The 25,829-nt window shown below is 69.7% G+C and carries 20 protein-coding genes and 4 pseudogenes; 6 read left to right on the top strand and 18 right to left on the bottom strand.

Features of this window, described 5'->3' with window-relative positions; genetic code table 11:
* Window positions 1-23: 23 nt before the first annotated feature.
* The 7 genes from kynU to paaA form a co-directional block, all read right to left on the bottom strand.
* A complete protein-coding gene (kynU, locus tag SLINC_RS44225) occupies window positions 24-1,292 on the bottom strand; it encodes a kynureninase (protein ID WP_237282039.1) in 1,269 nt (422 codons plus the stop codon).
* A gap of 195 nt (window positions 1,293-1,487) precedes the next feature.
* Complete coding sequence (locus tag SLINC_RS44220) at window positions 1,488-2,333, bottom strand: tryptophan 2,3-dioxygenase (protein WP_067444184.1); 846 nt, start codon at window positions 2,331-2,333, stop codon at window positions 1,488-1,490.
* Between the two features lie 79 nt (window positions 2,334-2,412).
* A complete protein-coding gene (locus tag SLINC_RS44215; RefSeq protein WP_067446507.1) occupies window positions 2,413-3,516 on the bottom strand; it encodes a 2Fe-2S iron-sulfur cluster-binding protein in 1,104 nt (367 codons plus the stop codon).
* 8 nt (window positions 3,517-3,524) lie between these two features.
* Entirely contained in the window at window positions 3,525-4,022 is a 498-nt protein-coding gene (paaD, locus tag SLINC_RS44210; RefSeq protein ID WP_335743786.1) for a 1,2-phenylacetyl-CoA epoxidase subunit PaaD, read from the bottom strand.
* Window positions 4,019-4,795: a 1,2-phenylacetyl-CoA epoxidase subunit PaaC gene (paaC, locus tag SLINC_RS44205; protein WP_067444180.1), complete on the bottom strand. Its 777-nt coding sequence runs from the start codon at window positions 4,793-4,795 to the stop codon at window positions 4,019-4,021. Before paaC ends, paaD begins: the two co-directional genes overlap by 4 nt.
* Window positions 4,785-5,087: a 1,2-phenylacetyl-CoA epoxidase subunit PaaB gene (gene paaB / locus SLINC_RS44200; RefSeq protein ID WP_067444178.1), complete on the bottom strand. Its 303-nt coding sequence runs from the start codon at window positions 5,085-5,087 to the stop codon at window positions 4,785-4,787. The genes paaC and paaB overlap by 11 nt, the downstream gene beginning before the upstream one ends.
* Window positions 5,084-6,100, bottom strand: coding sequence for a 1,2-phenylacetyl-CoA epoxidase subunit PaaA (gene paaA / locus SLINC_RS44195; protein WP_067444176.1), 1,017 nt, complete (start codon window positions 6,098-6,100; stop codon window positions 5,084-5,086). The genes paaB and paaA overlap by 4 nt, the downstream gene beginning before the upstream one ends.
* Window positions 6,101-6,297: 197 nt before the next feature.
* Between paaA and SLINC_RS44190 the strand changes: the two genes are divergently transcribed.
* The 4 genes from SLINC_RS44190 to SLINC_RS44175 all read left to right on the top strand — a co-directional run bounded on the left by SLINC_RS44190 (window position 6,298) and on the right by SLINC_RS44175 (window position 11,015).
* Entirely contained in the window at window positions 6,298-6,549 is a 252-nt protein-coding gene (locus tag SLINC_RS44190; RefSeq protein WP_067444173.1) for an acyl carrier protein, read from the top strand.
* Entirely contained in the window at window positions 6,549-8,057 is a 1,509-nt protein-coding gene (locus tag SLINC_RS44185) for a class I adenylate-forming enzyme family protein (protein ID WP_067444172.1), read from the top strand. Before SLINC_RS44190 ends, SLINC_RS44185 begins: the two co-directional genes overlap by 1 nt.
* A gap of 131 nt (window positions 8,058-8,188) precedes the next feature.
* Window positions 8,189-8,413: an ABC transporter ATP-binding protein gene (locus SLINC_RS50595; protein WP_079165248.1), complete on the top strand. Its 225-nt coding sequence runs from the start codon at window positions 8,189-8,191 to the stop codon at window positions 8,411-8,413.
* Between the two features lie 253 nt (window positions 8,414-8,666).
* Window positions 8,667-11,015, top strand: a complete 2,349-nt coding sequence (locus SLINC_RS44175; protein ID WP_067444167.1) for an alpha-L-fucosidase — start codon at window positions 8,667-8,669, stop codon at window positions 11,013-11,015.
* A gap of 48 nt (window positions 11,016-11,063) precedes the next feature.
* On the opposite strand, the pseudogene SLINC_RS50590 reads toward SLINC_RS44175, so the two are convergent.
* Window positions 11,064-11,162: pseudogene (locus SLINC_RS50590) on the bottom strand (IS5/IS1182 family transposase); the annotation flags it as partial.
* 136 nt (window positions 11,163-11,298) lie between these two features.
* Complete coding sequence (locus SLINC_RS44170; protein WP_067444165.1) at window positions 11,299-12,039, bottom strand: TetR/AcrR family transcriptional regulator; 741 nt, start codon at window positions 12,037-12,039, stop codon at window positions 11,299-11,301.
* 122 nt (window positions 12,040-12,161) lie between these two features.
* Between SLINC_RS44170 and SLINC_RS44165 the strand changes: the two genes are divergently transcribed.
* Together SLINC_RS44165 and SLINC_RS44160 are read left to right on the top strand one after the other, a co-directional pair.
* Window positions 12,162-12,758 (top strand): NADPH-dependent FMN reductase, encoded by a 597-nt coding sequence (locus SLINC_RS44165; RefSeq protein WP_067444163.1) that lies wholly within the window; start codon window positions 12,162-12,164, stop codon window positions 12,756-12,758.
* 15 nt (window positions 12,759-12,773) lie between these two features.
* On the top strand, window positions 12,774-14,318 hold the full coding sequence (locus SLINC_RS44160; protein WP_079165020.1) for an MDR family MFS transporter: 1,545 nt from the start codon (window positions 12,774-12,776) through the stop codon (window positions 14,316-14,318).
* A gap of 22 nt (window positions 14,319-14,340) precedes the next feature.
* Here the strand turns inward: SLINC_RS44160 and SLINC_RS44155 are convergent.
* From SLINC_RS44155 to SLINC_RS44120, 9 genes and pseudogenes are all read right to left on the bottom strand, one after another.
* A pseudogene (locus tag SLINC_RS44155) lies at window positions 14,341-14,957 on the bottom strand (transposase); the annotation flags it as partial.
* 468 nt (window positions 14,958-15,425) lie between these two features.
* The gene (locus SLINC_RS44150; RefSeq protein ID WP_067444161.1) at window positions 15,426-16,739 is read right to left on the bottom strand and encodes a ricin-type beta-trefoil lectin domain protein; all 1,314 of its coding nucleotides are present in this window, start codon (window positions 16,737-16,739) and stop codon (window positions 15,426-15,428) included.
* Window positions 16,736-19,651 (bottom strand): glycosyl hydrolase family 95 catalytic domain-containing protein, encoded by a 2,916-nt coding sequence (locus tag SLINC_RS44145; RefSeq protein WP_067444159.1) that lies wholly within the window; start codon window positions 19,649-19,651, stop codon window positions 16,736-16,738. Before SLINC_RS44145 ends, SLINC_RS44150 begins: the two co-directional genes overlap by 4 nt.
* A gap of 141 nt (window positions 19,652-19,792) precedes the next feature.
* A pseudogene (locus tag SLINC_RS46870) lies at window positions 19,793-20,022 on the bottom strand (sugar phosphate isomerase/epimerase); the annotation flags it as partial.
* An 884-nt stretch (window positions 20,023-20,906) separates the two neighbouring features.
* On the bottom strand, window positions 20,907-22,385 hold the full coding sequence (locus SLINC_RS44135) for a ricin-type beta-trefoil lectin domain protein (protein WP_067444155.1): 1,479 nt from the start codon (window positions 22,383-22,385) through the stop codon (window positions 20,907-20,909).
* 213 nt (window positions 22,386-22,598) lie between these two features.
* Window positions 22,599-22,721 (bottom strand): hypothetical protein, encoded by a 123-nt coding sequence (locus tag SLINC_RS50120; protein WP_257785196.1) that lies wholly within the window; start codon window positions 22,719-22,721, stop codon window positions 22,599-22,601.
* Between the two features lie 533 nt (window positions 22,722-23,254).
* Window positions 23,255-24,190, bottom strand: a complete 936-nt coding sequence (locus SLINC_RS44130; RefSeq protein WP_237282038.1) for an RNA polymerase sigma factor — start codon at window positions 24,188-24,190, stop codon at window positions 23,255-23,257.
* Between the two features lie 119 nt (window positions 24,191-24,309).
* A pseudogene (locus tag SLINC_RS44125) lies at window positions 24,310-24,561 on the bottom strand (SDR family oxidoreductase); the annotation flags it as partial.
* A 62-nt stretch (window positions 24,562-24,623) separates the two neighbouring features.
* Window positions 24,624-25,826: a mandelate racemase/muconate lactonizing enzyme family protein gene (locus SLINC_RS44120; RefSeq protein ID WP_067444149.1), complete on the bottom strand. Its 1,203-nt coding sequence runs from the start codon at window positions 25,824-25,826 to the stop codon at window positions 24,624-24,626.
* Window positions 25,827-25,829 lie beyond the last annotated feature (3 nt).

Genomic DNA, 25,829 nt, shown 5'->3' with positions numbered 1-25,829 from the left:
CGCACAGCTCTTGTGCCGGGCGCTCAGGTGACGGTGGCGCGCTGTCGCAGACGCGGGTCCCGGTGCTCCCCGCGAGTCACCGCCTCCCGCAGATGTCGTACGGCCGTCAGCATGTCGCGATGGGAGACGTACAGGGCGTTGACACCGAACCGCAGCAGGTCCGGAGTCCGCATGTCGCCGATGACGCCGCGGGCGGCCAGCGCGCGCACCAGTGCGTACGCGTCCGGGTGCCGCAGCGCCACCTGGCTGCCGCGCCGGTGCGGGTCCCGGGGAGTGACCACGGTGAAACCGAGACCATTCAGCAGGGTGTCGGCGCAGTCGATGAAGTACCCGGTCAGCGACAGGCTCTTGGCCCGGACCTGCTCCATGCCGACTCCCTCGAAGGCGGTGAGGGCGGCCTCCAGCGCGAGCAGGGACAGGATCGGCGGCGTGCCGATTCGAGCCCGCTCCACTCCTGGGGCAGGGGTGTAGTCACCGTTCAGTCCGAAGGGGTCCGCATGCCCGTTCCAGCCGGTGAGCGGATGGTCGAAGGCGGCCTGGTGGCGCCGGGCGACGTAGATGAAGGCCGGGGCGCCCGGTCCGCCGGACAGGAACTTGTAACCGCAGCCCACCGCCAGATCGACGCCCAGCTTGTCCAGTCGGACCGGCAGCGCGCCGGTCGCGTGGCACAGATCCCACAGCATCAGCCCCCCGGCATCCTGTACGGCACGGGTGATCGCGGCCATGTCGTGGAGCTCGCCGGTGCGGTAGTCCACCGGAGAGTATCCGGCCACCGCCACCTCGTCCCCCCGTTCGGCCAGGCAGCGCGGCAGGTCGTCCACCGCGACCCGGCGAACCTCCAGGCCGAGCAGCCGGGCCACCGAGTCGGCGATGTACCCGTCGGTCGGGAAGTGGCCCGGGTCGGTCAGCAGCAGCCGTCGTCCGGGACGCAGCCGCGCTGCCGCGGTCAGGCCGTTGAACAGTTGCACGGTGGTGGAGTCGCCCGCCACGGTCTGCCCGGGCGCCGCGCCGAGCAGCCTGCCGATCGCGTCCCCCACCCGCAGCGGCGCCTGCCACCACTGGTGCTCGTTCCAGGAGCCGATCAGGCCCACACCCCATTGCCGGTGGACGCCGTCGGCGAGCGCTCCCGGCACCGCGGCCGGCAGGGCACCGAGCGAGTTGCCGTCCAGATAGACGATTCCGTCCGGCAGGACGAAGCGCTGCCGCAGCGTTGCCAGCGGGTCCGCGGTGTCGAGTGCGGACGCCCGTTCCGCCAGTTCCTCCAGGGCGGGTGCGCTCTCGGAGACGGTCACGGTCGCTCCTTCCCGTGGTGGGGCAGCCGGGTGAAGACGCCGATCACCTCGTGGAGGCCTGCGCGCCGGGCCCCGGCAGGACAACCGGCCCGGCCTCCGGGCGCGCCGCCGTGCAGGGGCCGAGCCGCTGCCGAGGCATCGGGCTTGCGGCCCGGTACTCGGCGCTCCGCCTCGGCGGCGGCTTCGGAGATCCGCCTAGACACGACCGCGCACCGTCCAGATCTCGGGGAACACGGGACGGGCGGCTCGTTTCTCCAGCCAGGCGACCCCCGAGGAGCCGCCGCTGCCCGTCTTGGAGCCCATCGCCCGGCGGACGGCGAGCAGATGGTCGGCACGCCAGCGCATGACCATCTCAGCGATATCGGTCAGCGCCTCGGCCAGGTCGAGCAGCGGGTCGTCCTGCGGGCCGGCGTAGATGAGCCGCCAGACCTCCTCGACCTGCGGGTCGGCCTCGTAGGGGGCGGTCACATCGCGTTGCAGTACGTGCTCCGGGACGGGCAGATCCCGGCGGTGCAGGTGGGCCAGGATCTCGTCGTACAGCGACGGCTGGCTCAGCAGTTCCTCCAACTCGGCGTACGCCTCGGGGTCTTCCCGCTGCGTGTTCATCATCGAACGGGACTTGTCGCCGAGCAGGAACTCCATCTGCCGGTACTTCGCCGACTGGAAGCCGGACGCCGCGCCGAAGGCCGCACGGAACCCGTTGAACTGGGCCGGGGTCATCCTCGCGATCGGCCGGAGGGAGTCGTTGAGCGCGTGATGAGCGCTGATGCTGCGGCGCAGGGCGTCCATGGCACGCGTGTGGTCGTCCTTGACCAGTGCCTCCCGGGCGGACCGCCACTCGTGGACGACCAGGGTGAACCACAGCTCCATCACTTGGGTCGTGACCAGGAACGCCATCTCGTCCGGGGCGTCGGTCAGGGGCTGCTGAAGGGAGGACAGCACCGAGGCATGGACGTAGTCGTCGTAGGGAGTCTTTCCCTGGAAGGTCACCAGCGGGTCGTCCGTCCCCGCAGGGCGGGGCAGTGACGTGGTGTCGGTCATCGCGTCTCCTCAACAGGGTGCGCCGATCAGCGCGGTGAGATACGGCAGGCAGTGGCCGTGCGGCGTCCTTCTCGTCTGCTCAAAGGTCGAAGTCCAGCTCCGTCTCGTCGGACTCCGGGCGGGCGCGGCAGGCAAGCGTGTATCCCGCCGCGAGTTCATCGGGCCCCAGCACGTACTGGTGGCCGGTGGTGACGGCTCCGTGGGTCACCCTGGCGCGACAGCTTCCGCACAGGCCTTCGCGGCAGGAGTACGGGATGTCCGGCCGGGCCCGCAGCAAGGCGTCCAGCATCACCCGGTCCTGGTCCTCCATGACGGCCACGGCCGTCCGCCCGCCGAGGGAGGCGGTGATCCGCACGGTGCGGCCGATCGCTTCGACCGCCGGTGGTGACGGGTCGCGGGAGTCGAGGGAGAAGACTTCGGAGCGTATCCGTGCCGTCTCGGTGCCCCACCCGGTCAGGGCCTCGCGCAGTGACGTGACCATTCCCCAGGGCCCGCAGAGGTAGAAGTACGTGTGGTCGCCCGGTTCGGCTCCGACCGCGCGGAGCAGTCTCGGCAGGCTCGCGGAGTCGACGTGACCGGAGAGCATCTCGGCCTCGCGGGTCTCCCGGGTCAGCACGTACAGGGGCTGGAACCGGTCGACGTAGGCGTCCTTGAGGTCGGCCAGCTCGTCGGCGAGCAGCACCGACCGGGCCGTACGGTTGAGGTAGACCAGCGACACCCGGCACCGCGGATCGTCCCGCAGTGCGGCCGCGGCCATGCTCGACAGCGGAGTGATACCGCTGCCGGCGGCCACCATCACATGGTGCGCCCCCGGCCGCGCCACCAGCCCGAAGCCGCCGCTCGGAGGGGCGATGTCCAGCGCGTCACCGGCGCTCAGCACGGTGGTGGCGTACTCCGCGAAGCCTCCGGGACCGAGCCGCTTGACCACCAGACGCAGCCCGCCCCGCCCGTACGGTGGCGGGCAGATCGAGTAACTGCGGCGGATCTCGGTGCCGTTCAGCACGTGCCGGACGGTCACGTGCTGGCCGGGCCGGTGGGCGAAGGCATCGGCCAGCCGGTCCGGCACGTCCAGGGTGAGGGCCACCGCGTCATCGGTGAGCGGCCGCACCCGGGCCACCCGCAGCCGGTGCCATCCGCTCGCGGGCCCGGCGGGCTCCGCCGTGCCCTGCTCGGTCGTCGTCATGGGCGCCGTCACACCGCCTTCATGTGGGGGAAGGACTCCCGGCAGGCGGTGCACACCAGGATCGTCTGGCATCCGGTCGACCCGAACGGGCCGAGCGGCCGGGTCGCCACGGAGCCGCAGTTCGGGCAGGGGCGGCCGAGGCCGAGCCGGACCGGCAGCGGTGCGCCGGCGTCGCCGGGGGGCACGATGCCGTGTGCGGCGAGCTGTTCGCGACCCCTCTCGCTGATCCAGTCGGTGGTCCACGCCGGCGAGAGCGCCCACGTCACCCGCCCGTCGGGGTGCCCGCACTCCGCCAGTACGGTCCGCAGGTCGGCCTCCATCACCGGCAGCGCCGGACAGCCGAGATAGGTCGGCGTGACGACGACCTCCACGACTCGGTCCGCGTCCTCCCGCACCGAACGGATCACGCCCAGGTCTGCCAGGGTGACCATCGGCAGTTCCGGGTCCGGTACGGTCTCCACGCGGGCCCGGACCTGGTCGGTGTCCATCCGGAAGGCCGCGCTCACCACAGACCCCCGGGATACTGCCGGAAGACCGACTGGAACTCGGCCAGCAGCGGGGCGAACACCTCGGTGTGAACTCCCGACCGCCCGCCGGTCGCCTGCCAGGACGGCGCCGGGACGGTGAGCCCGGCCTCCGTCAGGACCCCGGTCACCTCCCGTTCCCAGGCGGCCCTCAGGCCGGCCGGGGCCACCGCCGTGCCTTCGGTGTCGAGCCGGGTCGTCAGGTCGTCGGCCTCGAACAACTCGGCCGCATAGGGCCAGATGTGTTCCAGGCCCGACTGCATCCGCCGGTGGCTCTCCTCGGTTCCCAGGCCCAGCCGTACGGTCCACTGCGAGGCGTGCAGACAGTGGTACTCCGCCTCCTTGGCCGCGCGAGTGGCGAAGGACGCCAGCCCCTCATCGGCCGACGCCGCCAACTGCCCGTACAGCAGGCTTGTGTAGTGCGTATACGCCAGTTGCCGGGCGATGGTGAAGGCGAAGTCGCCGCCCGGCAGTTCCAGCAGCAGCGCGTTGCGGAACTCGCGCTCGGTCCTGCGGTACGCGAGGTCGTCGTCGCTGCGGTTCGTCCCGTCCGAGCGGCCGCTGAAGGCCAGCAGGGTCCGGGCCTGGCCGAGGAGGTCCAGGGCGATGTTCGACAACGCCAGGTCCTCTTCGATGGTAGGGGCGTTGGTCACCCAGGCGCACAGTCGCTGACAGAGGACCAGCGCGTCGTCGCCGAGCCTGAGGGCGTACTCGGCGATGAGACGGTTCCGCGTATCGGGGAGTTCACTCGTCATGGGCGTCCGCCTCGTTGAGCGGCACATACATCTGCGGATACCGGTAGGGCTTGTCCGCACCGTTGCTGAAGAAGGGATCCTTCTCGCCGGGAGAAGAGGCCCGCACCGCGTCGGAGCGCACCACCCAGATCGACACCGGGTCCCCGCGGCGGGTGTACAGGTCCCTGGCGTTGGCGATGGCCATGTCGGCGTCCGCGCCGTGGACCGAACCGACGTGCTGGTGGGAGAGGCCGCGGCGCGGCCTGATGAACACCTCCCAGGGCGTCTGCGCCCCTGCGGCTGCGCGGCTCATGCCTCCTGCCTCTCCGTCACCCGGCGTGCCGCGTAGGCGTCGGCCGCCGCGCGCACCCAGGCACCGTTCTCATGGGCCGCCACGCGGTGCGCCAGCCGCCGTCGGCCGCACTGCTCGCCGGCGGCCAGGGCCGTGCGGTACACGTGCCAGTCCACCGGGGTGAAGTCGTAGTGCCCGCGTTCCTCGTTCCAGCGGATCGCCGGGTCGGGCAGCGTCACCCCGAGCCGCTCCGCCTGCGGGACGACGTTGTCCATGAAGCGCTGCCTCAACTCGTCGTTGGTGTGGCGTTTGATGCCCCAGGCCATCGAGCGGCGACTGACCGCGGCGCCCAGGGCAGCGGTCCCGGCGGCTCCGCCGCCCTCGACCGTGTCCGGCGGCCCGAACATCAGGGCCACCGCGGGCAGCCACCACCGGTCGACGGCGTCCTGCGCCATCTCCCGCTGCTCCCTCGTGCCCCGGCACAGCGCCCAGAGCAGGTCGTATCCCTGACGGACGTGGAAGGTCTCCTCCTGGCACACCCGTTGCATGGCCCGCGCGTACGGGCCGTAGGAAGTGCGGCACAGCGGGGCCTGGTTGATCACCGCCGCGCCGTCCGTCAGCCAGGCGATCGCCCCCGTGTCGGCCCAGGTCAGGGCGGGTTGGTTGAACGTGTCCGAGGACCGTTGGTGTCCGCTGTGCAGCCCGTCGAGGAGTTCGGCCCGGGTGGCGCCGAGGGTTTCCGCCGCCGCGTACAGGTACAGGCCGTGTCCGGCCTCGTCCTGCACCTTGGCGAGCAGGGCGGCCTTGCGCCGCAGGGAAGGGGCCCGGGTCAGCCAGGATCCCTCCGGCTGCATGCCGATGATCTCCGAGTGCGCGTGCTGGGCGATCTGCCGGATCACCATCCGCCGGTAGCCGTCGGGCAGCCAGTCCCGGGGTTCGACGGACTTGCCTGCCGCGACGAGTGCCTCGAAGTACTCGTCGCGATGCTTCCCGTCGTCCGCAGGGGCGGCCGTGGAACCTGCCTCGGTGGTCACCTGGAACCTCCGCTCCTCTCTTCCCTCTTCACCCGAGGGCTTCACATAAGGAGGAGTGGCGACGCGGTGGGTTCAATCCCTCACCTGCTGCCGGAACGGCGTGAGTGACACCACAGCGGTGAAAGGGATTGTCGGCGCTATCCCGCCCCTCCTTACCGGTCCGAGAGACCATTCGGCGTTGTGAAGGGTGGACAGGCATGAGCACGATACGTGAGCTACTCACCGAACTGACCGGGACGTCGGAGTACGCCGAGAAACTCAGCGACGACACCGATCTGGCCGCCAGCGGCATCGACTCGGGAGACCTCGTCCGTCTGATCCTGCTCGTCGAACGGCACACAGGGGTGGAGATCACCGCCCAGGACATGGAGAAGCTGTCCACGATCGCGGACTACGAACGGTTCCTCGCCGACCGTGCCGGCTCCGCCCCGCAGCCGGGCAGTGCGTGATGTGGCTGACCCAGTTGCTGCAGCGCAACCGCCAGTGCTTCCCCGACCGGACGGCGCTGGTGGACGCGCGCCGCTCCGTCACCTGGGCCGAGCTCCACGACAGGGTGGAACGGCTCGCCCGCGGGCTCTCCTGGCGGGGCATCCGCCGGGGTGACCGGGTGGCCGTCCTCTCGCTGGACCGCGTCGAGGTCCTGGAGACGTACTTCGCGCTGGCCCGGCTGGGAGCACTGTTCGTCCCGCTCAACCACAGCCTCACCCCCGCCGAGGTGACCGAACTCGCGGAGTCCTGCGAACCGGTGGCGGTGATCGGTGAGTCGGCCCTGCTGGAACGGCATCCGGATCTGCCGGTGCGGATCCGCGTGCCGGTGGACGACCCGGAGTTCGCCGCGCTGTGCGAGGCGGACGGGCCGGCTCTCCCCCACTCGCCGGTGCCGGCTCCTGCCGCGATTTCGGACCTTCCCGATGTGCCGGACGACGCGCCGGCGGCGATCCTGCACACCTCGGCGACCACCGGCCGGGCCAAGGGTGTCGCCGTCGACCACGCCTCCTTCCGGGCCATCGCGCTCGGCTGGCTCGCCCAGGTACGGCCCACGGACGACATCGTGCTGGTCAACTGCTGCCCGCTGTACCACGGCAGCATGGTGGTCTCCCTCACCTACATGGCCGCGGGTGCCACCGTGGTGCTCATGCCGGGCTTCCATCCGCAGCGGGCGCTGGCCGCGATCGAGCACAACCGGGCCACGCACGTCTGGCTGGTGCCTCAGATGCTCCGGTTCCTGATGCAGGCGAAGGCGCTGCGGAGCACGGACCTGTCGAGTCTGCGCGAGGTGCTCTACGGCGCCGCGCCGATGCCGCCGGAGGTCTACGCCGAGGCCGTCGAACGGCTCGGCTGCGGCTTCCGGCAGGTCTACGGGATGACCGAGGTGGGCGGTCCGTTCGTCACACTCGGTCCGGACGAGCACCCCGCGCCGGGTGCCGTCGACGTGATCCCGGCCGGCCGGGTGATCCCCGGCATGTCGGCGAAGGCCCTGGGCCCCAAGGACCAGGAGGTGCCCCCGGGCGAGATCGGGGAGATCTGTGCGCGCGGTCCCGGAGTGATGCGCGGCTACTGGAACGACGACAAGGCCACCGCCGACATCACGACGGACGGCTGGATCCGCACCGGCGACCTCGGCTTCATCGACCGTGACGGCCGGGTGCACCTGATCGACCGGAGCAAGGATCTGATCATCCGGGCGGGGCAGAACGTCTACCCGAGGGAGATCGAACAGGCACTGCGTGCCCACCCCGCGGTGCACGACGCCGCCGTGGTCGGAGTGGCGGACGCCGACTACGGCGAGGTGCCTCTGGCCTTCGTGGTGGCCGAGGACGGGACCACCCCCGACGAGGTGCGGGCCCACCTGGCCGGCCTCCTCGCCGCGTACAAGCGGCCCCGGCACATCCGGTTCATCGAAGAGGTGCCCAGGAACCCCGCGGGCAAGATCCTCAAGAAGTCACTGCCCGTCTGACCGGGGCGGGCGCGGCACAGAGAGAACGCCACAGAGAGAACCCCGCACGAGCCGATACGCCTCGTGCGGGGCTTCCTGTGCAGTGGGACCGTCGGCATCGTGCGTACGTCGTGCCCCACCGCGGCCAGATCATGGAGGTCGGCCCGGTCGACACGGTCACCACCCGCCCCAGGCATCCACACTCCGCCGTGCTGACGGCCGCCGTGCTGACAGCCGCCGTCCCGGTTTCGCGGTCCGCCGGGCAGGCCGCCGGACGGCAGACCCGTGAGGCGATGCGCGTCGGGACGGCCGGCGCGGCCCGACCGTCGGCCACGGGCTGCCGGTTCGCACCGCGGTGCCCGCCGGACGGTGGATGACGCCATGCCGACAGGCGTTCACGCACTCAGCGATCTCATCCTCGACCTGCCCGGATGGCACCGACCTGGTCGCCGCCGCCACGCCCGCAGCGTGGTGCGCCTGAGATCCACCAGCAAGTGGCCGAACAGGGCATGCAGCCGAGCCGTCCCGCCTGTCATCCGATGACTTTCCCCAACTTCCCCCTCTGTCAGCACCGTTGACAGCGCCATGACTCTCCTCAATCATCAGACATCCGATGATTTGGAGCCGCTCATGGGTACGTATCCGAGACGTCAGGTCCTGGGCGCCGCGGCCGGAGTCGCCGCCACGGCAGCCCTTCCTCTCACCTCAGCCACCGCCGCACACGCCGGCAAACCACTCACCGAGCACGCCGGGCCGTGGGCTCCCGTCCCCGACCCCGTCCCTGTCCCGCTCGACTCCCTCTACGACAACGACGGTGTCGACACGGCCTCCGAGCGGGGCGGCGACTTCGACGGTTCGGGCTACACGTTCCCGGGCGAGGAACTTCCGACGGGCCGTGTCGAAGTCGACGGCGTGCCCTTCGCCTTCCCGGCCTCCGCCGGCGGCGCGAAGAACAATGTCGTCGCGCTCGGCCAGCGCGTCGAACTGCCTCAAGGCCGCTACCTCTCGGCCGTCTTCCTCACCGCGGGCAGCTACGGCAACGCCTCCGGCAGGGCCACGGTCCACTACGCGGACGGCTCGACCACGACCGCCGCCCTCGGCGGAGCCGACTGGTACTCAGCGGGTGGATCCCTGTCGGCGCCGTACCGCTACGGACCGGACGGCACCCGGGACGAGCACCGCGTGGGGATCGGCACGTCCGAGCTGTGGCTCGACCCGCAGCGTGACGCCGTAGCGATCACGCTCCCGGTGACCAACCCGGCACAGGCGAACAAGACCTCGCTCCACGTGTTCGCGCTGTCCCTGCAACCTGCCGCTCAGGGACGTGCGCTGGCCCTGCGCGGGACCCGGTCCACCAACTCGCTCCTGGAGTCGTCCGGCGCCCAGAGCGTCGAAGCCACCGTCGTCAACGCGGGGACGGTCGCCGTCCTGGCCGCGGACGGCGTGTCGGTGGGCGTCGAGGTTCCGGGTGCCCGCACTGTCGAGGCCGCCCGTGTCCGCCGCCTGGACCCCGGTGAGCAGGCCCGCGTCCGCGTGGGCATCCGCAACCGTGCGGGCACCGCCCCCGGCACGGCCCGGGACGGCTCGGTGACCGTCACCGGACGCGGAGCTCAAGCCGCCGCGCAGAAAAGCCGGTTGACCCTCGGAGTCGCCGACTACCAGCCCACTGACGCTTCACTCTCCGGCCACCAGGCGCCGTACTGGTTCCAGGGGGCCAAGTTCGGCATCTTCATCCACTGGGGTGTCTACTCGGTGCCGGCCTGGTCGCCGGTCGGCAAACAGTACGCCGAGTGGTACTGGAACCACATGCAGGACCCCGCGAACGCCGTCTACGGCTACCACCGCGAGAAGTACGGCGAGAACTTCGCCTACGACGACTTCATCCCGATGTTCACGGCGGAGAAGTTCGATCCGCGTGCCTGGGTCGAACTGTTCCGGGACGCGGGCGCGCAGTACCACGTGCTGACCTCGAAGCACCACGAGGGCTTCGCGCTGTGGGACACGAAGGTCTCCGACCGCAACTCCGTGAGGATGGGCCCGAAGCGGAACCTCATCAAGGAACTCTTCGACGCTTCCCGCCGCTACACACCCGAACTCCACCGCGGGCTCTACTTCTCCATGCCCGAGTGGTTCAACCCGGACAACCCCTGGATGGGCCACGCCCCACGCAACCCGTACACCCGGGAACCGGTGCCGTACACGGGTTACACCGCGGGCAGGGACTTCGTGAAGGACTACCAGGCCCCGCAGATGCTGGAGCTGATCGAGGGCTACGACCCGGAGCTCATCTGGTGCGACATCGGCGGCGCCAACGACAGCCTGAACGTCCTGGCCGAGTACTTCAACCACGCGAAGAACCGTGCCCGGCCCATCGAGGTCACCGTCAACGACCGTTCGGGCATCGGCTTCCACGACTTCACAACCCCCGAGTACACGACGTACGACAACACCGTCATCGCCAAGTGGGAGTCCAGCCGCGGCCTGGACCCCTTCAGCTACGGCTACAACCAGGCGACCCCGGACGACGCCTACATGACGACCGAAGAGGTCGTACACAGCCTCGTCGACATCGTCTCCAAGAACGGCAACTTCCTCCTCGACATCGGCCCCCGTGCCGACGGCACCATCCCCGAGATCATGCAGACCCGGCTGCGCGAGACGGGCCGCTGGCTGCGCACCAACAAAGAGGCCATCTACGACACCACGTACTGGTCCCGGATGGCCGAACTGGGCGAGGACCTGCGGTTCACCATCCGCCCGGACGAGGCCTTCTACATCCACTCCCTGACCAGACCCGGCGCCAAGCTCACCGTCGAAGCACCGATCCCGATCCGCAGCGGCGACAAGGTGACGATGCTCGGCCACGGCCGGCCCCTGACATGGACTCTCAGCAACGGGGCGCTGGTGATCGACGTCCCCGAAGCCGCACGCAAGGCGGGGCGGCATGCGTGGGTCTTCAAAGTGCACTGGCGCGCCTGAGACACGCCCGGTTCATTTCAGTTGGTGAGTCTGCGGTGGCATATGAGGATCGCAGCGATGGCGGTGAAGAGGATGATCGCGGCCAGCACCTTGGAACAACTCCCACAAGTCTTCAGGCGCCAACCGTTCGACAAGCGCAGCAGTCATCACCCCAGACAGCCGCAAGATCACGCCAACTGAAATGACGTCCAATCCCCACTCCCCGGCGCCGACGACGACACCCCTGCACGCCGTCGACGCCTGGGGACCTGACACGCCGGAACCCGTTCCCGCGCGGAGAAGTTCAGATGCTGAGGCGCTCCGCGATGCCGTCGAGCACGCAGTCGAGGCCGAACTCGAACGCCCAAGTGTGGTCGTCCTTGCGCGCCGCCTCCGCGCCGTAATACTCGTAGGTCGGGTAGCGGCCCGTGCTCATCAGGTAGTTCATCTGCGGAGCGAGTGCCCGGCGGGTCTCGTCACCGCCGGCCCAGCCGTGCCGTTCCTGATACTCGCGCAGGACGATCTCGGCCTGGGTCGAGCCGTTCACATAGGAGTTGACGGCCCGGAAGGCAGCCATCATCGAGTCGGCGTCCAGGCCACACGCGGCGAGCGCCGCCAGCTGCCGTTCGGCCACGGTCATCCGCGACGGCGTGAGCGAGATCAGCGGAATGGATCCCATCCATGGGTGCGCCAGCATCAACTCCCGTGTCTGCAAGGCGAAGGAGCGCAGCACCTCGCGCCAGCCCGCCGCGTCGTCCGGCGCGGCCAGCTGCCGGGAGACCCGGTCGACCATGAGCGCCCAGAGGTCGTCCTTGCCCGCCACGTGCCGGTAGGCCGCCATGGGGGCGACGCCGAGTTTCGTCGCGAGACGGCGCATGGTGACGGCGGCGGCGCCTTCCTCGTCGGCGATCTCGACCGCGGCGGCGGCGATCCGCTCCAGGCTCAGCGAGGCCCGGGGTACTGAGGCGGGCCGCTCCATGCGCTCCCAGAGAGAAGGCTCCACGACCTTGCTCTCGTCGCTCTCGTCCTGCTTCCGGGCCGCCATGACGCAGCTCCTCTTCGTCGATGTCGCGTACAGCGTATCTCCAGTAGACGCTGTACACATCGGAGCATCGGTGTGTACGTTGTACTCATCCAGATACGACGTACACAACCAAGGGGTTCGTCATGCCTGCCACCACCGCGCCACTCCACGTCGCCGTACTCGCCGGCTCCACCCGCGAGGGCCGCTTCGGGCCCGTCGTGACGAAGTGGCTCAGCGGCCACATCGAGCAGCGCCACGACATGAGTGCCGATGTCATCGACCTCGCGGAGACCCCGCTGCCGACCGTGTTCCCGGCCTTCGGCCGGCAGCCGCCGCCCGGCACCGAGGAGGCGCTTGCCCTCGTGACGCCGCGGCTCGCCGCCGCCGACGCGTTCGTGTTCGTCACGCCCGAGTACAACCACAGCTATCCGGCGCCCCTCAAGAACGCCATCGACTGGCACAACGAGCAGTGGCACGGCAAGCCGGTCGCGTTCGTCTCGTACGGGGGCCTGTCGGGCGGTCTGCGCGCGGTGGAACATCTGCGGGTCGTCATGGCCGAGCTGAATGCCACGACCATCCGCAACACGGTCAGCTTCCACGAAGCCTGGAGCCGCTTCGACGAGTCCGGCGCCGTCAAGGACCCGGCGGCCGACACCTCCGCGAAGGCGCTGCTCGATCAACTGGCTTGGTGGGGCCACGCCTTGCGTACCGCCAAGGCCCTTCACTCGTACGTCGCCTGAGCCGGCCCCGGAACCATGACGGACTTCCTGAAACAACGTAGGGGCGAGAAGCAACCCGGAACCACCACACCGGACGAGACCGATGCCCCGCCTTCCCGACTCGTCATTCTCGGCCTGCTGCTCGGCATCGTGCTCGCCACGCTCGACGGCACCGTCGTCGGCACCGCACTGCCCACCATCGTCGGCGACCTCGGCGGTCTCGACCAGCTGTCCTGGGTGCTCACCGCCTATCTGCTCACCATGGCCGTCTCCACACCAATATGGGGCAAGCTCGGCGATCTGTACGGCCGCAAGGGCAGCTACCTCGCGTCCATCGCAGTCTTCCTCGTCGGCTCCGTTCTGTGCGGACTCGCCCAGGACATGGGGCAGTTGATCGCCTTCCGGGCGCTGCAGGGTCTCGGCGCGGGCGGCCTGTTCGTGGGAGCTCTCTCCCTCATCGGCACGCTGCTCGCTCCGGCGGAGGCCGGGCGCGCCCAGTCGCTCATCGGGGTGCTGCTGCCCGCCGCGACGATCGGCGGGCCGCTGGTCGGCGGCTTCCTCACCGACCAGTGGGACTGGCGATGGGTGTTCTACGTCAATGTGCCGGTCGGCGTCCTGGCGCTCGCCCTCATCGGCTTCGGGGTGCGGCTGCGTGGCGAGCGCGTCAAGGCGCGGATCGACCTCGCCGGCGCGGGACTGCTGACCGGCGCGATCCTCGCCCTGACGCTGCTCGCGAGCTGGGCAGGGACGACGTACGCCTGGACATCACCGCAGATCATCGGGCTCGGCCTGGTGTTCGTGGCGGCGCTCGCCGCCTTCGTGCGCGTGGAGCGGAGCGCCCCGGAGCCGGTGATCCCACCCCGGCTGTTCCGCGACCGCAACTTCACGGTGGCGCAGGTCCTGAGCTTCGTCACGGGTGCGGCCATGCTGGCGGCGGCGAGCTATCTGCCGCAGTACATGCAGTTCGTGCAGGACATGTCGTCCACGGAGAGCGGTCTGCTGCTCATCCCGCTGATGCTCGGCATGATCGGCGCGCAGCTCGCCATCGGGCGGCGGGTGAGCGACGGCGGCCCCTACCGCCACTACCCGATCGCGGGCGGCGCGCTGGCCACGGTGGGTGCCCTGGCCTTGCTGACGCTCCGCACCGACACGACCGCCGCTCTGGCCTCCGGTCTGTCGTTCGTGCTCGGTGTGGGGATCGGCTGCCTGATGCAGCCGACGATGCTGATCACGATGAACAGCACCGAACCGCGCGACATGGGCGCGGCCAGCGGCACCCAGACACTGCTGCGCACCATCGGCGGCTCACTCGGCGTCGCAGTCCTCGGTTCCGTCTATACGAACCGTCTCGCCGCCGGCGTCACGGACCGGCTCGGCGCCGACGGGCAGCGACTGACCGGCGGGGAGCTCACTCCCGCGCTGCTGCGGGACCTGCCGGGCCCGGTCCAGGACGCGTTCCGGGCCGGCGTAGTCGACGGACTGCACGGTGTCGCGCTCGGCACGGCGGTACTGTGCGCCGTGACGTTCGCGGTGTCCTGGCTGATCCGGGAGGTCCCGCTGCGGGGCAGAAACTCTTCCTAAGAGGTCGTTTTCTCCCGTTGTTTCATCCCGGGATGCGAATTTGATCCGTTGATGTCGGGTCGCGCCAGGAGATGGTGTTCTCGCCGGTGAGGCGGCGGGCCATCAGGTCGGTCATGGCGAGATGGATCATGGCTTCGGAGCGGTGCGGGTGGGTTTCGCAGTCGCGTGCCAGGCGCGGTGTGCGTTGGACGATCTCGAGGTCGATGCCAAGGGTGGCGGCGTGCTCGACGAAGTGCTTGCGGCAGCCGCCGTCGACCCAGACCTTGCGCAGGGTGGGGTGGTCGGTGACGGCCTGTTCCAGGAGGGGGCGGCCGGCGGTGGAGTCCTGGACGCCGGCCGCGGTGACCAGCACCGCCAGCAGCAGGCCCAGGGTGTCGGTGATGATGCTGCGCTTGCGGCCCACGATTTTCCTGCCCGCGTCGATGCCCTGCGTCCTGGCGGGGACGGAGGTGGAGGTCCTGACACTCTGGGCGTCGATCACGCAGGCCGAGGGGTGACGGTGCCTGCCTTCCTGTTGTCGCACCAACTCCCGTAACAGGCCTTTGAGTTGCCGGTGCGGTCCACGTACAGGATCGCGTTCATGATCTCGCGCAGGTCATGGCGGGGCGGCCGGCCGAAGTCCAGCACCCGGCCGCCCCGTCATAACCTGGGCGTACCGCCGATCGGGGGCGTGCGCCCAGGCATGTGTTCCGCCTCGCGGGAGCACGGGACAGATCCGGGCGCCCTGGAATGAGACGGGCGTACGTCGGCTCTCGCCCCAGACGCCACACCATCCGCCTCGCCAGCCACGACCCGCACTTCAGAATCACCAGCACCGAATCACCGGCGGGTGCAAAGCCATAGATGGAACGACCTCTCAGCTATTGGCATGGCGGTCAGACCCGATTTCGGCCATGGCGCCGACGGCCGCCACGACGGCGGTCATCGCCGGAGCGGTACGCCGAAGGGCACCGCTGAGCCGAAGACCTGTCGATGTCGCCGCAGGGCCTTCAAAGGTCGACGAGCCCGCTGGGCTCAGGTGCGGTCAGGCCGAGACAGACTTCCGAAGGGCTGGCCAACTGGAGATGAAGGCGGCCGCGACTACTGCGGCCGCCTTCACACCTCTGCTTACGCTCGGGACCAGCGTTGGTTGACGCCGGTGTGGCAGTTCCACACGATCACCGCAGCGCCGTTGGCGGTGCTGCCGCCGTTGACGTCCAGGCAGAGTCCGGTCTGGACGTTGCTGACGGTTCCGTCGGTGTTCACATTCCATTGCTGGTTCGCGCCGCCGGTGCAGTCCCAGATCCGTGCTCGGGCGCCGGAGGCGGCGTCGCTCGGCACGTCAAGGCATCTGCCCATCACCCGCAGGGTCTGTCCGGTCTGAGTGAACTGCTGGTTGGTGCCGGTGTGGCAGTCCCAGATGATCATCTGGGCGCCGTTGGACGAGCTGGCACCGCTGACGTCCAGGCATCGGCCGGCGGACTGGCTCCGTAGCCGGAATGTGGTCGGGTTCGGGGCCGGGTCAGCACCCGTGAAGAAGCTCCAGACCTCTCCCTTGACCCAGCTCCTGGCGCCGCTCTCACAGCCGGCGCACCCGTCCACGGGGCCTTGCTGGTGACCCCCGTCGAACGCGGCCCAGACGACCGGATACCCCTCTCGGCAGCCCGAGTAGGCGGTGGTGATGTGGGTGCGGCTGCCCGGCGCGGGCTCCGGCGGGTTCTGGGGAGTACAGCCGTTGTTCCTGACGAACCTGTCCCGCATCCCGCGACCGGCGCCGATGTTGTCGTTGATGCCGTGGATTCCCATGTACGCGAAGGGCTGGGTGCCCCCGCTGCACCCGCTGATCCCTCCGGGTGCGGCTATCGCGGCGACCGCACGGAAAACGTTCGGCCTGGCACATGCGAGTGCGTAGCTCATGGCTCCGCCGTAGCTGAACCCGAGGGCGAAGCGCTGCGTGGTGTCGACACAGAGGTCGTTGTCGATACGCCTGATCATGTCGTCGACGAAGGTCACGTCCTCGCCGCCGGAGTTGCCCCAGCCGTTGTTGATGCCCTGCGGAGCTACGAAGATCGCACTGTCGTTCGCCAGTCGCCGGAGCCCGTAGTGGGCATAGACATCGCCATCGCTTCCGCCGCCGGCGACTTGCCCGGCGGTGCCACCCAACCAGTGGAATCCGAAGACCAATCGGTGTTGGCGGGTGTTGTCGTAGTTTTCAGGGATGCTCAGGATGAAGGAGCGGTTCTTACCGCCGCTCTGGATCGTGTGCGTACCGTTCGTCAGTGTGGGGGCACGTCCGCATCCGGCAGTCCCCGCGAGTGTGGCCCCGGCGGTGGGCGACGTGCCGGCCGCCGCAGCGCTGACTTCCGCCACGCCGGCAATGGCAAGAACGAGCAATGCCGCTACCACGGCTCGCCAAGAAAACAATCTATGGATCGACATCATGCGACTCCCTCGTTGCTCGGTGACATGGCTCTCCCTGGTTGGTCGGGCCGCAGTTCGCCCTGGACGCGGTGGAGTTGGAATCGCTGGTTGGTGCTACCGGTGGCCGCCCACTGGGAGATGCGGGCTCCGTCGGCGGTGGAGGCCTCCCACACGTCCAGGGCGAGGCCGCTCTGCCGGTTGACCAGACTGATCACGCCACCGCCGTGGTCGACTGTCCGCCACTGCTGGCCGGCGGCGTTGGTATCCGGCTGCTGGGTGATGTCGCCGCCGCTGCTGCTACTGGAGGCGTGCAGGACCAGGCCACTGTGCCCAACCCGGATCTTGTAGTGCCCGCCGTCGGAGGGCAGGAACTCGAAGTGCTGGTTGAGACCGGCGGTGATCTGCCACTGGACCAGCCGCGCACCGGCGGCCGTGGACGCGCCGTTGATGTCGGCGGCCTTACCGCTGTGCTGGGCCACCAGCCGATAGGCCACGCCGGTCTCCACCGGCCCCGACCTGAGTGCGGACACGCGGTAGGTGTTGCCGGCCTGGCCGGCGAACTCGATGAGATCGGCCTCGAGCCGCTTCGGCTGGACCGGCTCGCCGCTCGAATCGTCCCGCAGCGTGAAGTCGCCGGCGAAGATCCGACTGCGCACCCGGACGGCACCGGTTCGGTCGGGTGTGACGACGAACTCGATCCGGCCGCTGTTCCACTCGGCGCCGACGGTGTATCCGCCGCGGCCGCGCAGTCCACTCACGCGCCCGGTGGGCCAGGCGGCCGGCAGCGCCGGCAGCACGTGCAGTTCGCCGTTGTGGCTCTGCACCAGCATCTCCGCGATGCCCGAGGTGGCGCCGAAGTTGCCGTCGATCTGGAATGGTGGGTGCAGGTCGAACATGTTGGGCGCGAGCCGGTCCGTCCGCACCAGGTCCCGGATCAGCTTGTGGGCCCGGGCGCCGTCCTCCATCCGTGCCCAGAAGTTGATCTTCCAGGCGAGCGACCATCCCGTCCCGTCGTCACCGCGCAGCTCCAGCGTCCGCCGCGCGGCCTCGTGCAACTGGGGTGTCCCGCGCTTGGTGATCTGGTTGCTCGGATGCAGACCGTACAGGTGGGAGACATGCCGGTGAGTCCGCTCGGTCTCCACCCAGTCGGCCAGCCACTCCTGGACATTGCCCCTGGAGCCGACCCGCATCGGCGCCAGCCGGTCCCGGGCCGCCAGTGCCTGAGCGCGGAAGGTGGCGTCCACTCCGAGGAGTTCGCCGGCGCGGGCGACGCTGTTGAAAAGGTCGCGCAGGATCTGGTTGTCCATAGTGGGCCCCGCGCAGACGGTGGCGTTCGCGTGGTGAGGGAGTTCCGGCGAGTTCGACGGGTTGGTGACCAGGTATCCGAGCGTCGGGTGGGCGACCAGGGTGTCGAGGAAGAACTGGGCGGCGCCCTTCAGGGCCGGATAGTTCGAGCGGAGGAAGTCGATGTCACCGGTGAACAGGTAGTGGTCCCAGATCAGGGTGGCCAGCCATGCTCCACCGGTCTGCCACATCCCCCACTGCGCTCCGTCGACGACCGAGGCGCCCCGCCACGCGTCGGTGTTGTGATGCGTCACCCAGCCGCCGGCGCCGTACTGCGCCTGGGCCACCCGGGCGCCGGTCACGGTCAGGTCGTTGATCATGTCGAAGACCGGGAGGAAGCACTCGGACAGGTTCGTCGTGTCGGCGGGCCAGTAGTTCATCGGCAGGTTGGCGTTGATGGTGAACTTCGAATCCCAGGACGGAGCCATCTGGTCGTTCCAGATGCCCTGCAGGTTCGCCGGCTGGGTGCCCGGCCGCGAGGACGAGATGAGCAGATACCGGCCGAACTGGAACAACAGGGCGGAAAATTGCGGGTCGTTCACTTGCGCGTGCTGTGCGATCCGTACGTCGGTCGGCTGGTCGGCCGCCGTCGTACGTCCCAGATCGACCGACACCCGGTTGAACAGCGCCTGATAGTCGGCGAGATGCCGGCTGCGTAGTTCGTCGATGCCGACGTTGCGGGCAGCGTTGAGGCGGTTCCGCGCGATCTGCTGGTAGTCGCCGCCGACGTTGCGGAAGTTGACGTAGCTGGAGCCGATCGACACCAGCACCGTCACGCTGGTGGCGCCGGAGACTCGCAGCGTGCCGCCCGAGCTGCTGACCGTGCCGCCCGTCACGGCGGCGTTGGCCAGGGCGAGGAACCGGACCCGCCCGGCGATGCCCTCCATGGCGGCGGAGGTGCCGTCGAGGGCGATCGTGGCCCCGTCCGGACTGGACACCGTAGTCCGTTGTGGACTGTCGAATGTGGCGTTGAAGGTGAGGGAGTTGGCCCGGTCGGCCGTCAGCCGGACCACGATCACCTGGTCAGGTGCGCTGGCGAACACCTCGCGCTGGTACCGCACGCCGTTCAGCACGTAGGTCGTGGTGGCCGTGGCGGTGGTGAGGTCGAGCGTCCGGTTGTACTGCGACGCACCGGTAGCGCTGCCGAAGGAGAGCAGCAGGTTTCCGACCGGCTGGTAGGCCAGCTGCCCGGCCGGGCTGCCCAGCATCGCCTGATTGATCAGGTCCTGCGCCGGCCCCCACTGATCCGCGAAGACCCGCCGCCGGATCTCCGCGATGTTGGCCGCGCCGCGGGTGTTGGCGGAGTCGTACGGGCCGCCGGCCCAGACGGTGTCCTCGTTGAGCTGCAGCCGTTCGGTGTCGACGTTGCCGAACACCATCGCGCCGAGGCGTCCGTTGCCGATCGGCAGTGCCCGCAGCCAGTCCGCGCCGGCCGGCTTGTCGTACCACAGGGCGAGGTCGTTGGCGGCCAGAACCTCCGGCGGCGCGGCCGAGCCGTCCCTGGCGTTGGCCGTCCACCCACCCGGCACGATCCCTGCTCCAGCCGCCGCCCCGGCGGCGAGAAACCGTCTGCGTGTCACCTCGGACATGTCGTTCTCCCTTCACGGACTGGAGCAGGTCACTGGCTTTGGTGATGACAAACCGCCGGTGAGAAAGGCGACGGCCGTACGCTGTCTTCTCCGACGAGCCGCAGGCCGGCCACCGGCTGGGTGACCGGCCCTGCGCCGGCCTCAGTCCTTCCTCGCGAATGCGGCGTCGAACGCGGGGCGGCCGGCGCGTCGAGCGCCGGCTTCCGAACGAACGCCGGCGCCTCGGGCGCTCGGATCAGCCGATCCACTGAGATCGGCCCGTCGTAGCCGATCGCGTTCAGCGCGCGGGAGCAGTCCTCCCAGGGCACGTCGCCGTGGCCGGTGGAGCCGCAGTCCCAGCCCCGCCGCAGATCGGCCCAGGGCAGGTGGGAACGGTCCTCGACGGGCAGCGCGGCGAACAGGTCAGCGCTCTCCGACGGTCGCGCCGCGACCCGCTCGCTCGCGTCGTCCGGCCAACCGCCAACGGGCACGTCTCGCAGCGCGGTCCGTAAGTGGTCGGGGGTCATCGGCCGACCCCCTTCGTCGCCGTCATGGTCGAGGTCTCGGCCGCCACGCCTGCCCCGGTGGGCGCGAGGCGGGCCGCGGCGCGCAGGAAGTCCAGTGAGCGGCGGGCCACCGCGGGGGCGGCGAGCGAGTGCCGGGGCAGCTCGACCGCGACTTCCCCCCGATGCCGACCGCGGCCGGCGCGGCCGGCATCGGGGGGAAGTCGATCTCGCCTCGCCGAGCTCCGTGCTCGTGCGTTCCTCGACGCATGTCGTCGATCCCGCACCACCCGGTGCAACAGGTCCGGCCGCCGGGCCGGATCGTCGTGCAGCAGCGCGGGGGCATGCTTGTGCCAAGGGTTCAGCAAGTACCGAGCCCCGGTCTTGATGACTACGGCGAGGTTCCCCGGTACCCGAGGTCGGCCGGCACCGTCAGCGCATCGCGCAGGCGGTGGTTGGCGGACCCGTTGGTGCCGTAGCCGCATCGCAGGCAGCTCACGGGGCGACACCTGCCCGCCGCAGGCGGCCATCACGGCCGGCCCGGCGGCCGTGTCCTTCGCCGCCAGGTCGTACGCCCGGACCGCCCCGGCCAGCGGTACGGCGACCGCGAGAGCCCGGCGGCCGCGACGCCTGCCGCGGTGAGGCCGACCCCGACGCCGAGGACCATCTCAGGACGGACCCGTCCGCTGGGGCTCGGGCGGTCGGGTCGGTCCACCACCTGGTCGAGACGATACTGGTCGCTTTGTTGCCATCGGCTCGGCCGCGGCCGGCGGTCACCGTCCACCGTGTCCGCCGAGTCGGGCGTCGCGTCGCGCGTCAGTGTTCTGGATCTGCCATCTCTGGTTGTCGCCGCTCCAGCACGTCCACAGCTGCACCTTGGAGGTGGCGGTGTTCACGTCGAGGCAGAGGCCGGAGCGAACGCTGCGGATGGTGCCGTCAGCGCCCACCGTCCAACGCTGGTTGTCGCCGCCGTTACACGTCCACGTGCCGACCACGGTGCCGTTCGTCGTCCCGCTGTTGTACGCATCCAGGCACTTCTGGCCCTCAAGTGCGGTGATCTGTCCGTCGGCCGTCGAGGTCCACTGCCGGCCAACCGTGTTGGCGCAGGTGTCCACCTGGACCTGGATGTTCGCCGTGGTCCCGCCGGGGATGTCCAGACAGCGCCCGGTTCCGACGTTGCGCAGCAGGCTGGTCGGGGCCGGGACGTCGCCATCCAGGCCCCAGCCGTATCTGAGGCGTTCGCGGCCGCTGGCGCTGGGGGTGCTGAGCGTGAGGTTGGTACCGGTGCCATGCAGCTTCTGCATGGCATACCAGTCGTCGCCCTGGCCGGCGCGTATCTTCCCGCCCAGCCCGGGCCAGTAGATGGAGCCGATCCGCAGTTCCCGGAGCACCGTGGTGGTGGCCCGGAAGTAGCGCACGAAGTTGTCGGTGCTGCCGGCGTCGTGGTAGTTGAGCCCGGTATCCATCGGCGCGCCGAACTCGTCGACGACAGTGCGGTCGGCGCAGGAGCCGATCGCGTTCCGCAGGTACGCCACCCACTGGTCGTACGTCTTCGCGCCGCTGAAGAACGTGTAGTGGTGCAGCGACAGGAACGTCCCGTCAAGGCGACGGTCGGCGCACATCGATTTGATGTCAGTGTTCAGGCCGGCGCCGCTGACGAAGATGCGGTTCCGCGGAATCGACGGGCGGCTGCTGATCCAGTTGCTCACCACGTTCGCCCACTCGCCGGCGCTGTGCCCTCCCGGTTCGTTCATCGGCTCGAAGTGGACGAGGCTGTTGGTGCCGTACCGGGCAAGCACGGTGTTCCACATGGTGTCGAAAGCGCTCGGGTCGACGATGCGACCGCCGCGGGCGGCCACCCCGTCCTCCCAGTAGGAGAGGACGACCTTGAATCCCTTCGCGGTGGCTGCGTCTATCGCGCCCGTGTACGCGCTCCACCAGCTCGTCCCGACTGTGTAGGTGTTGATCGGGAGCCGAACGGTGTTGGCGCCGAGGTTGTTCTCGAAGCCGGTGTAGATGGCGTTGGCTTTCGCCACGACCGTCTGGTAGCTGTCGGAGCCGCTCAACCCGTGCAGGACCAGCGGTCCGCCGTGGAAGTTGTCACCGAGCCGGGCCCAGTTGACGCCGCGGAACTGGGCGGTGTCGGCGGCGGCCGGCGAGGCGCTCTGGTGCTCGACCGCGAGCGCGCTGAGAGCGGTCAGGATGCAGGCGAGCGCCCGGGCGAGGTAGCGCCGGCGACGGGTGTGGGGCATGGTCGTGCCTTCCCGGTTGGCGGTGTGGTCACGTCTGCGCTGTGCAGGATCTGTTGACGTTGGCCGCCTGCCGGCAGCCGGCCGAGCCGGCGCGGAGCTTGCCCTCTCCGCGCCGGCCCCCTCCCAGATCGCTCGCACAGCGAGCATGTCAGCGTCATGCCGCTGCCGTGGCGCCTGGAAAGCCTCGCTCCCCGGCTTCGCCCGGATCTCCGGTCAGCAGGTGGAGTTGGTCTGGGTGAGTAGCCCCATCCGCCACGGCGGGGAGTTGCGGTCGCCGCCGACGTCGGGGTCGATGCCCTGGTACAGGAACTGCGACTGGCACGGGTTCAACGGCACGTTCTGGTCGTCACCGGTCCGGATCAGCTCCCCGTGGCTGAAGTCCCGGAGCCACGTCAGCGGTGCCCGTGAGCAGCGGCACCGTGCCGGCCGCGACCAAGCCGGCTGACAGAGCTGACAGCTGGGGGCAGGATCGCTCGGGCCCGGGGGGCCACCGCGGCGGATCAGGCGAGTGCACGAATTCGTTCATCACCGGCACCTTTCGAAGTCGGAGCCATCTCACTGTGTGGGCGCCAGAAATCCGTGGATCGCTTTTGGCTGCCGCTTTCACAGGTCATGAATGGGGAACGTTATGTGTTGACGACTAGAAGATTGGCAGATTGTCATGGTCCATTCAAGAGGGAGCGGTCGATATATGTGCGCCTGATCCGTCGCGCAACCAACCGGAGAAGCGGGACTATTGACGGCCACCCCTCATAACCTTTTCAGGCGGCGAATTGGAGTGACAGACGCGTGTAAATCGCGGGTTTTTTCGTTATCGGCGGCCGGCTCACACAGTCGCAGTCGACGTAGTGCTGAAAAGCACGGCGCCGTCACCGAACGCGAAGACTTGAACGCCGACTCGAGCGGTCCTCAGGCGAGTTGGCCGAGTAACCCAGCCTTGACGTCGGCAAGGAGCCGACCTCGGCCGACTCGGCTCCCATCACGACGGCATTCCCGGTCGCCCCGGCGAGCGCAGGTTTGTCGGGCACCGTGGCCGACCGCGCCAGCGGGACGGGGAGCAGCGCCAAGGCGACGATCAGCCGCTCAAGGGGTACCAGTTCGTCGGCGGCCCGGCCGCAGTCCTCACAGGATCGGGTGTGCCGGGTGATGCGCTTACGCCACAGCGTGCTCGGTACGCCGTCCCAGCCCCCCAGCGCGGCGGTCAGCCGTGGGCACCGGGGGCCGGCGTCCAGCGCGGCGACGAGTGACCGGCTCAGCTCCAGCTGGTTGCGCATCCGCTGGACGCGCACACCCGCGTGAGCCACGCTCGTTCCCAGCGCCGCCGCGAGCTCCGCCCGCGTCAGTCGGCCCGCGGTCTCCAGCCACCACAGCGACAGCAGCGCCCTGGCGTCCGGGTCGAGCCATCGACTGGCGCGTACGGTCTTTCGGCGATGACCGGACAGCTCGACGTGGATCAGGGCCAGGTTCTCGGCGTCGGCGTCCGGCGGGTCGGTCATCTCTTCGAGGGGGGCCGTCCGTTCGGCGTCCACCTGCCGCCGGTGCAGATGGGTGCTGATCTGTCGCGTCGCGATCGTGGCCAGCCAGGGCCGGAAGCACTCCGGAGTACGCAACGTGCGCAGCTCAGGAAGTGCCCGCAGCATCGTCTCCTGCACCACGTCGTCGACGTCCGCAAGCTCACCCAACGCCCTGCGCACGATCGCGTATACTAGTGGCAGGTACGTCGCGGCCAGGTCGTCGAGCGCTCGTGGATCGCCGGCCTGTGCGGCGACGACCAGGCTCGTCTCGTCGGCTCGGCCGGCTCGCATCACGAGCCCATGCACGTTGCCTCGGGCAAGACCGCCCCAGGCGCCGCTCACGTCGCCACTCTCGGGTTCGCACGCACGATCGACTCGGGCGCGGCCGGCTGGTAATGCTTGGCAGCCCATCATCGCCCCAGCCATCCGCCATCAACGGGAAGAACAACGCCGTTGACATAGCCCGACGCCGGGGAGGCGAGGAACACCGTGGCCCCGGCGAGATCGTCGGCGCGTCTCCAGCGACCTGCCGGGATCCGGCCAAGGGTCGCCTGGTTGCGCTGGGGGTCCGCGCGTAACGCCTCGGTGTTGTCGGTGGCGATGTAGCCCGGTGCGATGGCGCTGACGTTGACGCCGCGCCCGCCCCACTCCTTCGCCAGGGCCGGCGCCTCGGCGACCCGGCGCTCGATCTCGAGGGTGCGGGCCCCGCGGTAGACAACCGCTTTCATCGATCCTCCATCCCCATGGTGTCGAACGTCCCTTCCGCGGTGGAGCTGCATGGTCCAGGGGTGACCGCGAGCAGCCGCAGGGCGGCCTGCTCCGGCCGTATGTGCGGTCCGTCGGGTGCGTGTGCCGTTCGCCGACCGGCCGCGGTCATCACCGTTTCGTCGATCCGGATGCCCAAGCCCGGCGTGTCGCCGAGCACAAAGGCGCCGTCCTCGACGTGCAGGTCCATCGCGACGCCGATCGGCGGCTGCAGGCCCTGCAGTTCGCTGACGAGGTGGTTGGGCACCGACGTCGCGGCGTGCAGCAGCGCGACAGGCGTGTTGCCGATCGGGCTGACCGGCAGGTCGTAGGCGTGCGCCAGCGCGGCGACACGCAGGAAGTGGGTGACTCCCCAGACCGCGGCCGTCTGGACGATGTCGATGCCTCCCGCCGCGATCAGCGGGCGGAACTGCTCGAGGCCGGTGAGGTTCTCCCCACTGGCGACCGCCGTCCGTACGCCACGGCTGACGGCGGCCAGGCCGTCGGCGTCCCAGCGCCGGACCGGCTCCTCGATCCAGGTCAGGTCGAGTGTGCGTTCCAGTTCACCGACGTGGCGTACCGCCTGCTTTCGGCTCCAGGACTCGTTCACGTCCAGCATGAGCCCTGGCCGGGTCCCGTGCGCAGCCTCGGTCAATACCTCGCGTACGAGCAACAGCCGGTGCCGGTCACGCTCGATGTCCAGGCCGCCCTTGAGCTTCGCCGCCCTCAGTCCGCGTTCGGCATAGACCTGGTAGGTGGCGACGAGCTCGTCGTCGGTGAGGGCGATGTCCAGGCCGGAGGCGTAGGCGTGGACCATGCGGTCGTTGCCGCCGAGCAACCGCCACAGCGGCTCACCCGCGGCCTGTGCCTTGATGTCCCACAACGCCGTGTCGAACGCGCCGATCGTGCCGAACACCACGCCGGCATGCCCGGCTTTGAACGTGTGCCGCAGCATGCGGTCGTAGAGGGCGGTCACCGCGCGCGGGTCCTGGCCGTCGATGGCGGCGAAAATCACCTCGGCTTCCACGTGCGGTCCCAGGCCGACTCCGGTGATCCCCTCATCGGTCTCGACGATGACGACCGGCACGGGCACGACGCCGTCGACGTAGACGCCGTTGGCGTCACCGACAGGTCGACCCCATTGCTGCGCCGTCGTCAGGGTTCTGTACCCGGTGATGCGCATGCG

Origin of the sequence: Streptomyces lincolnensis (assembly GCF_001685355.1) — a bacterium.
Lineage (GTDB): Bacteria > Actinomycetota > Actinomycetes > Streptomycetales > Streptomycetaceae > Streptomyces > Streptomyces lincolnensis.
This window is presented reverse-complemented; position numbering and strand designations above follow the sequence as displayed.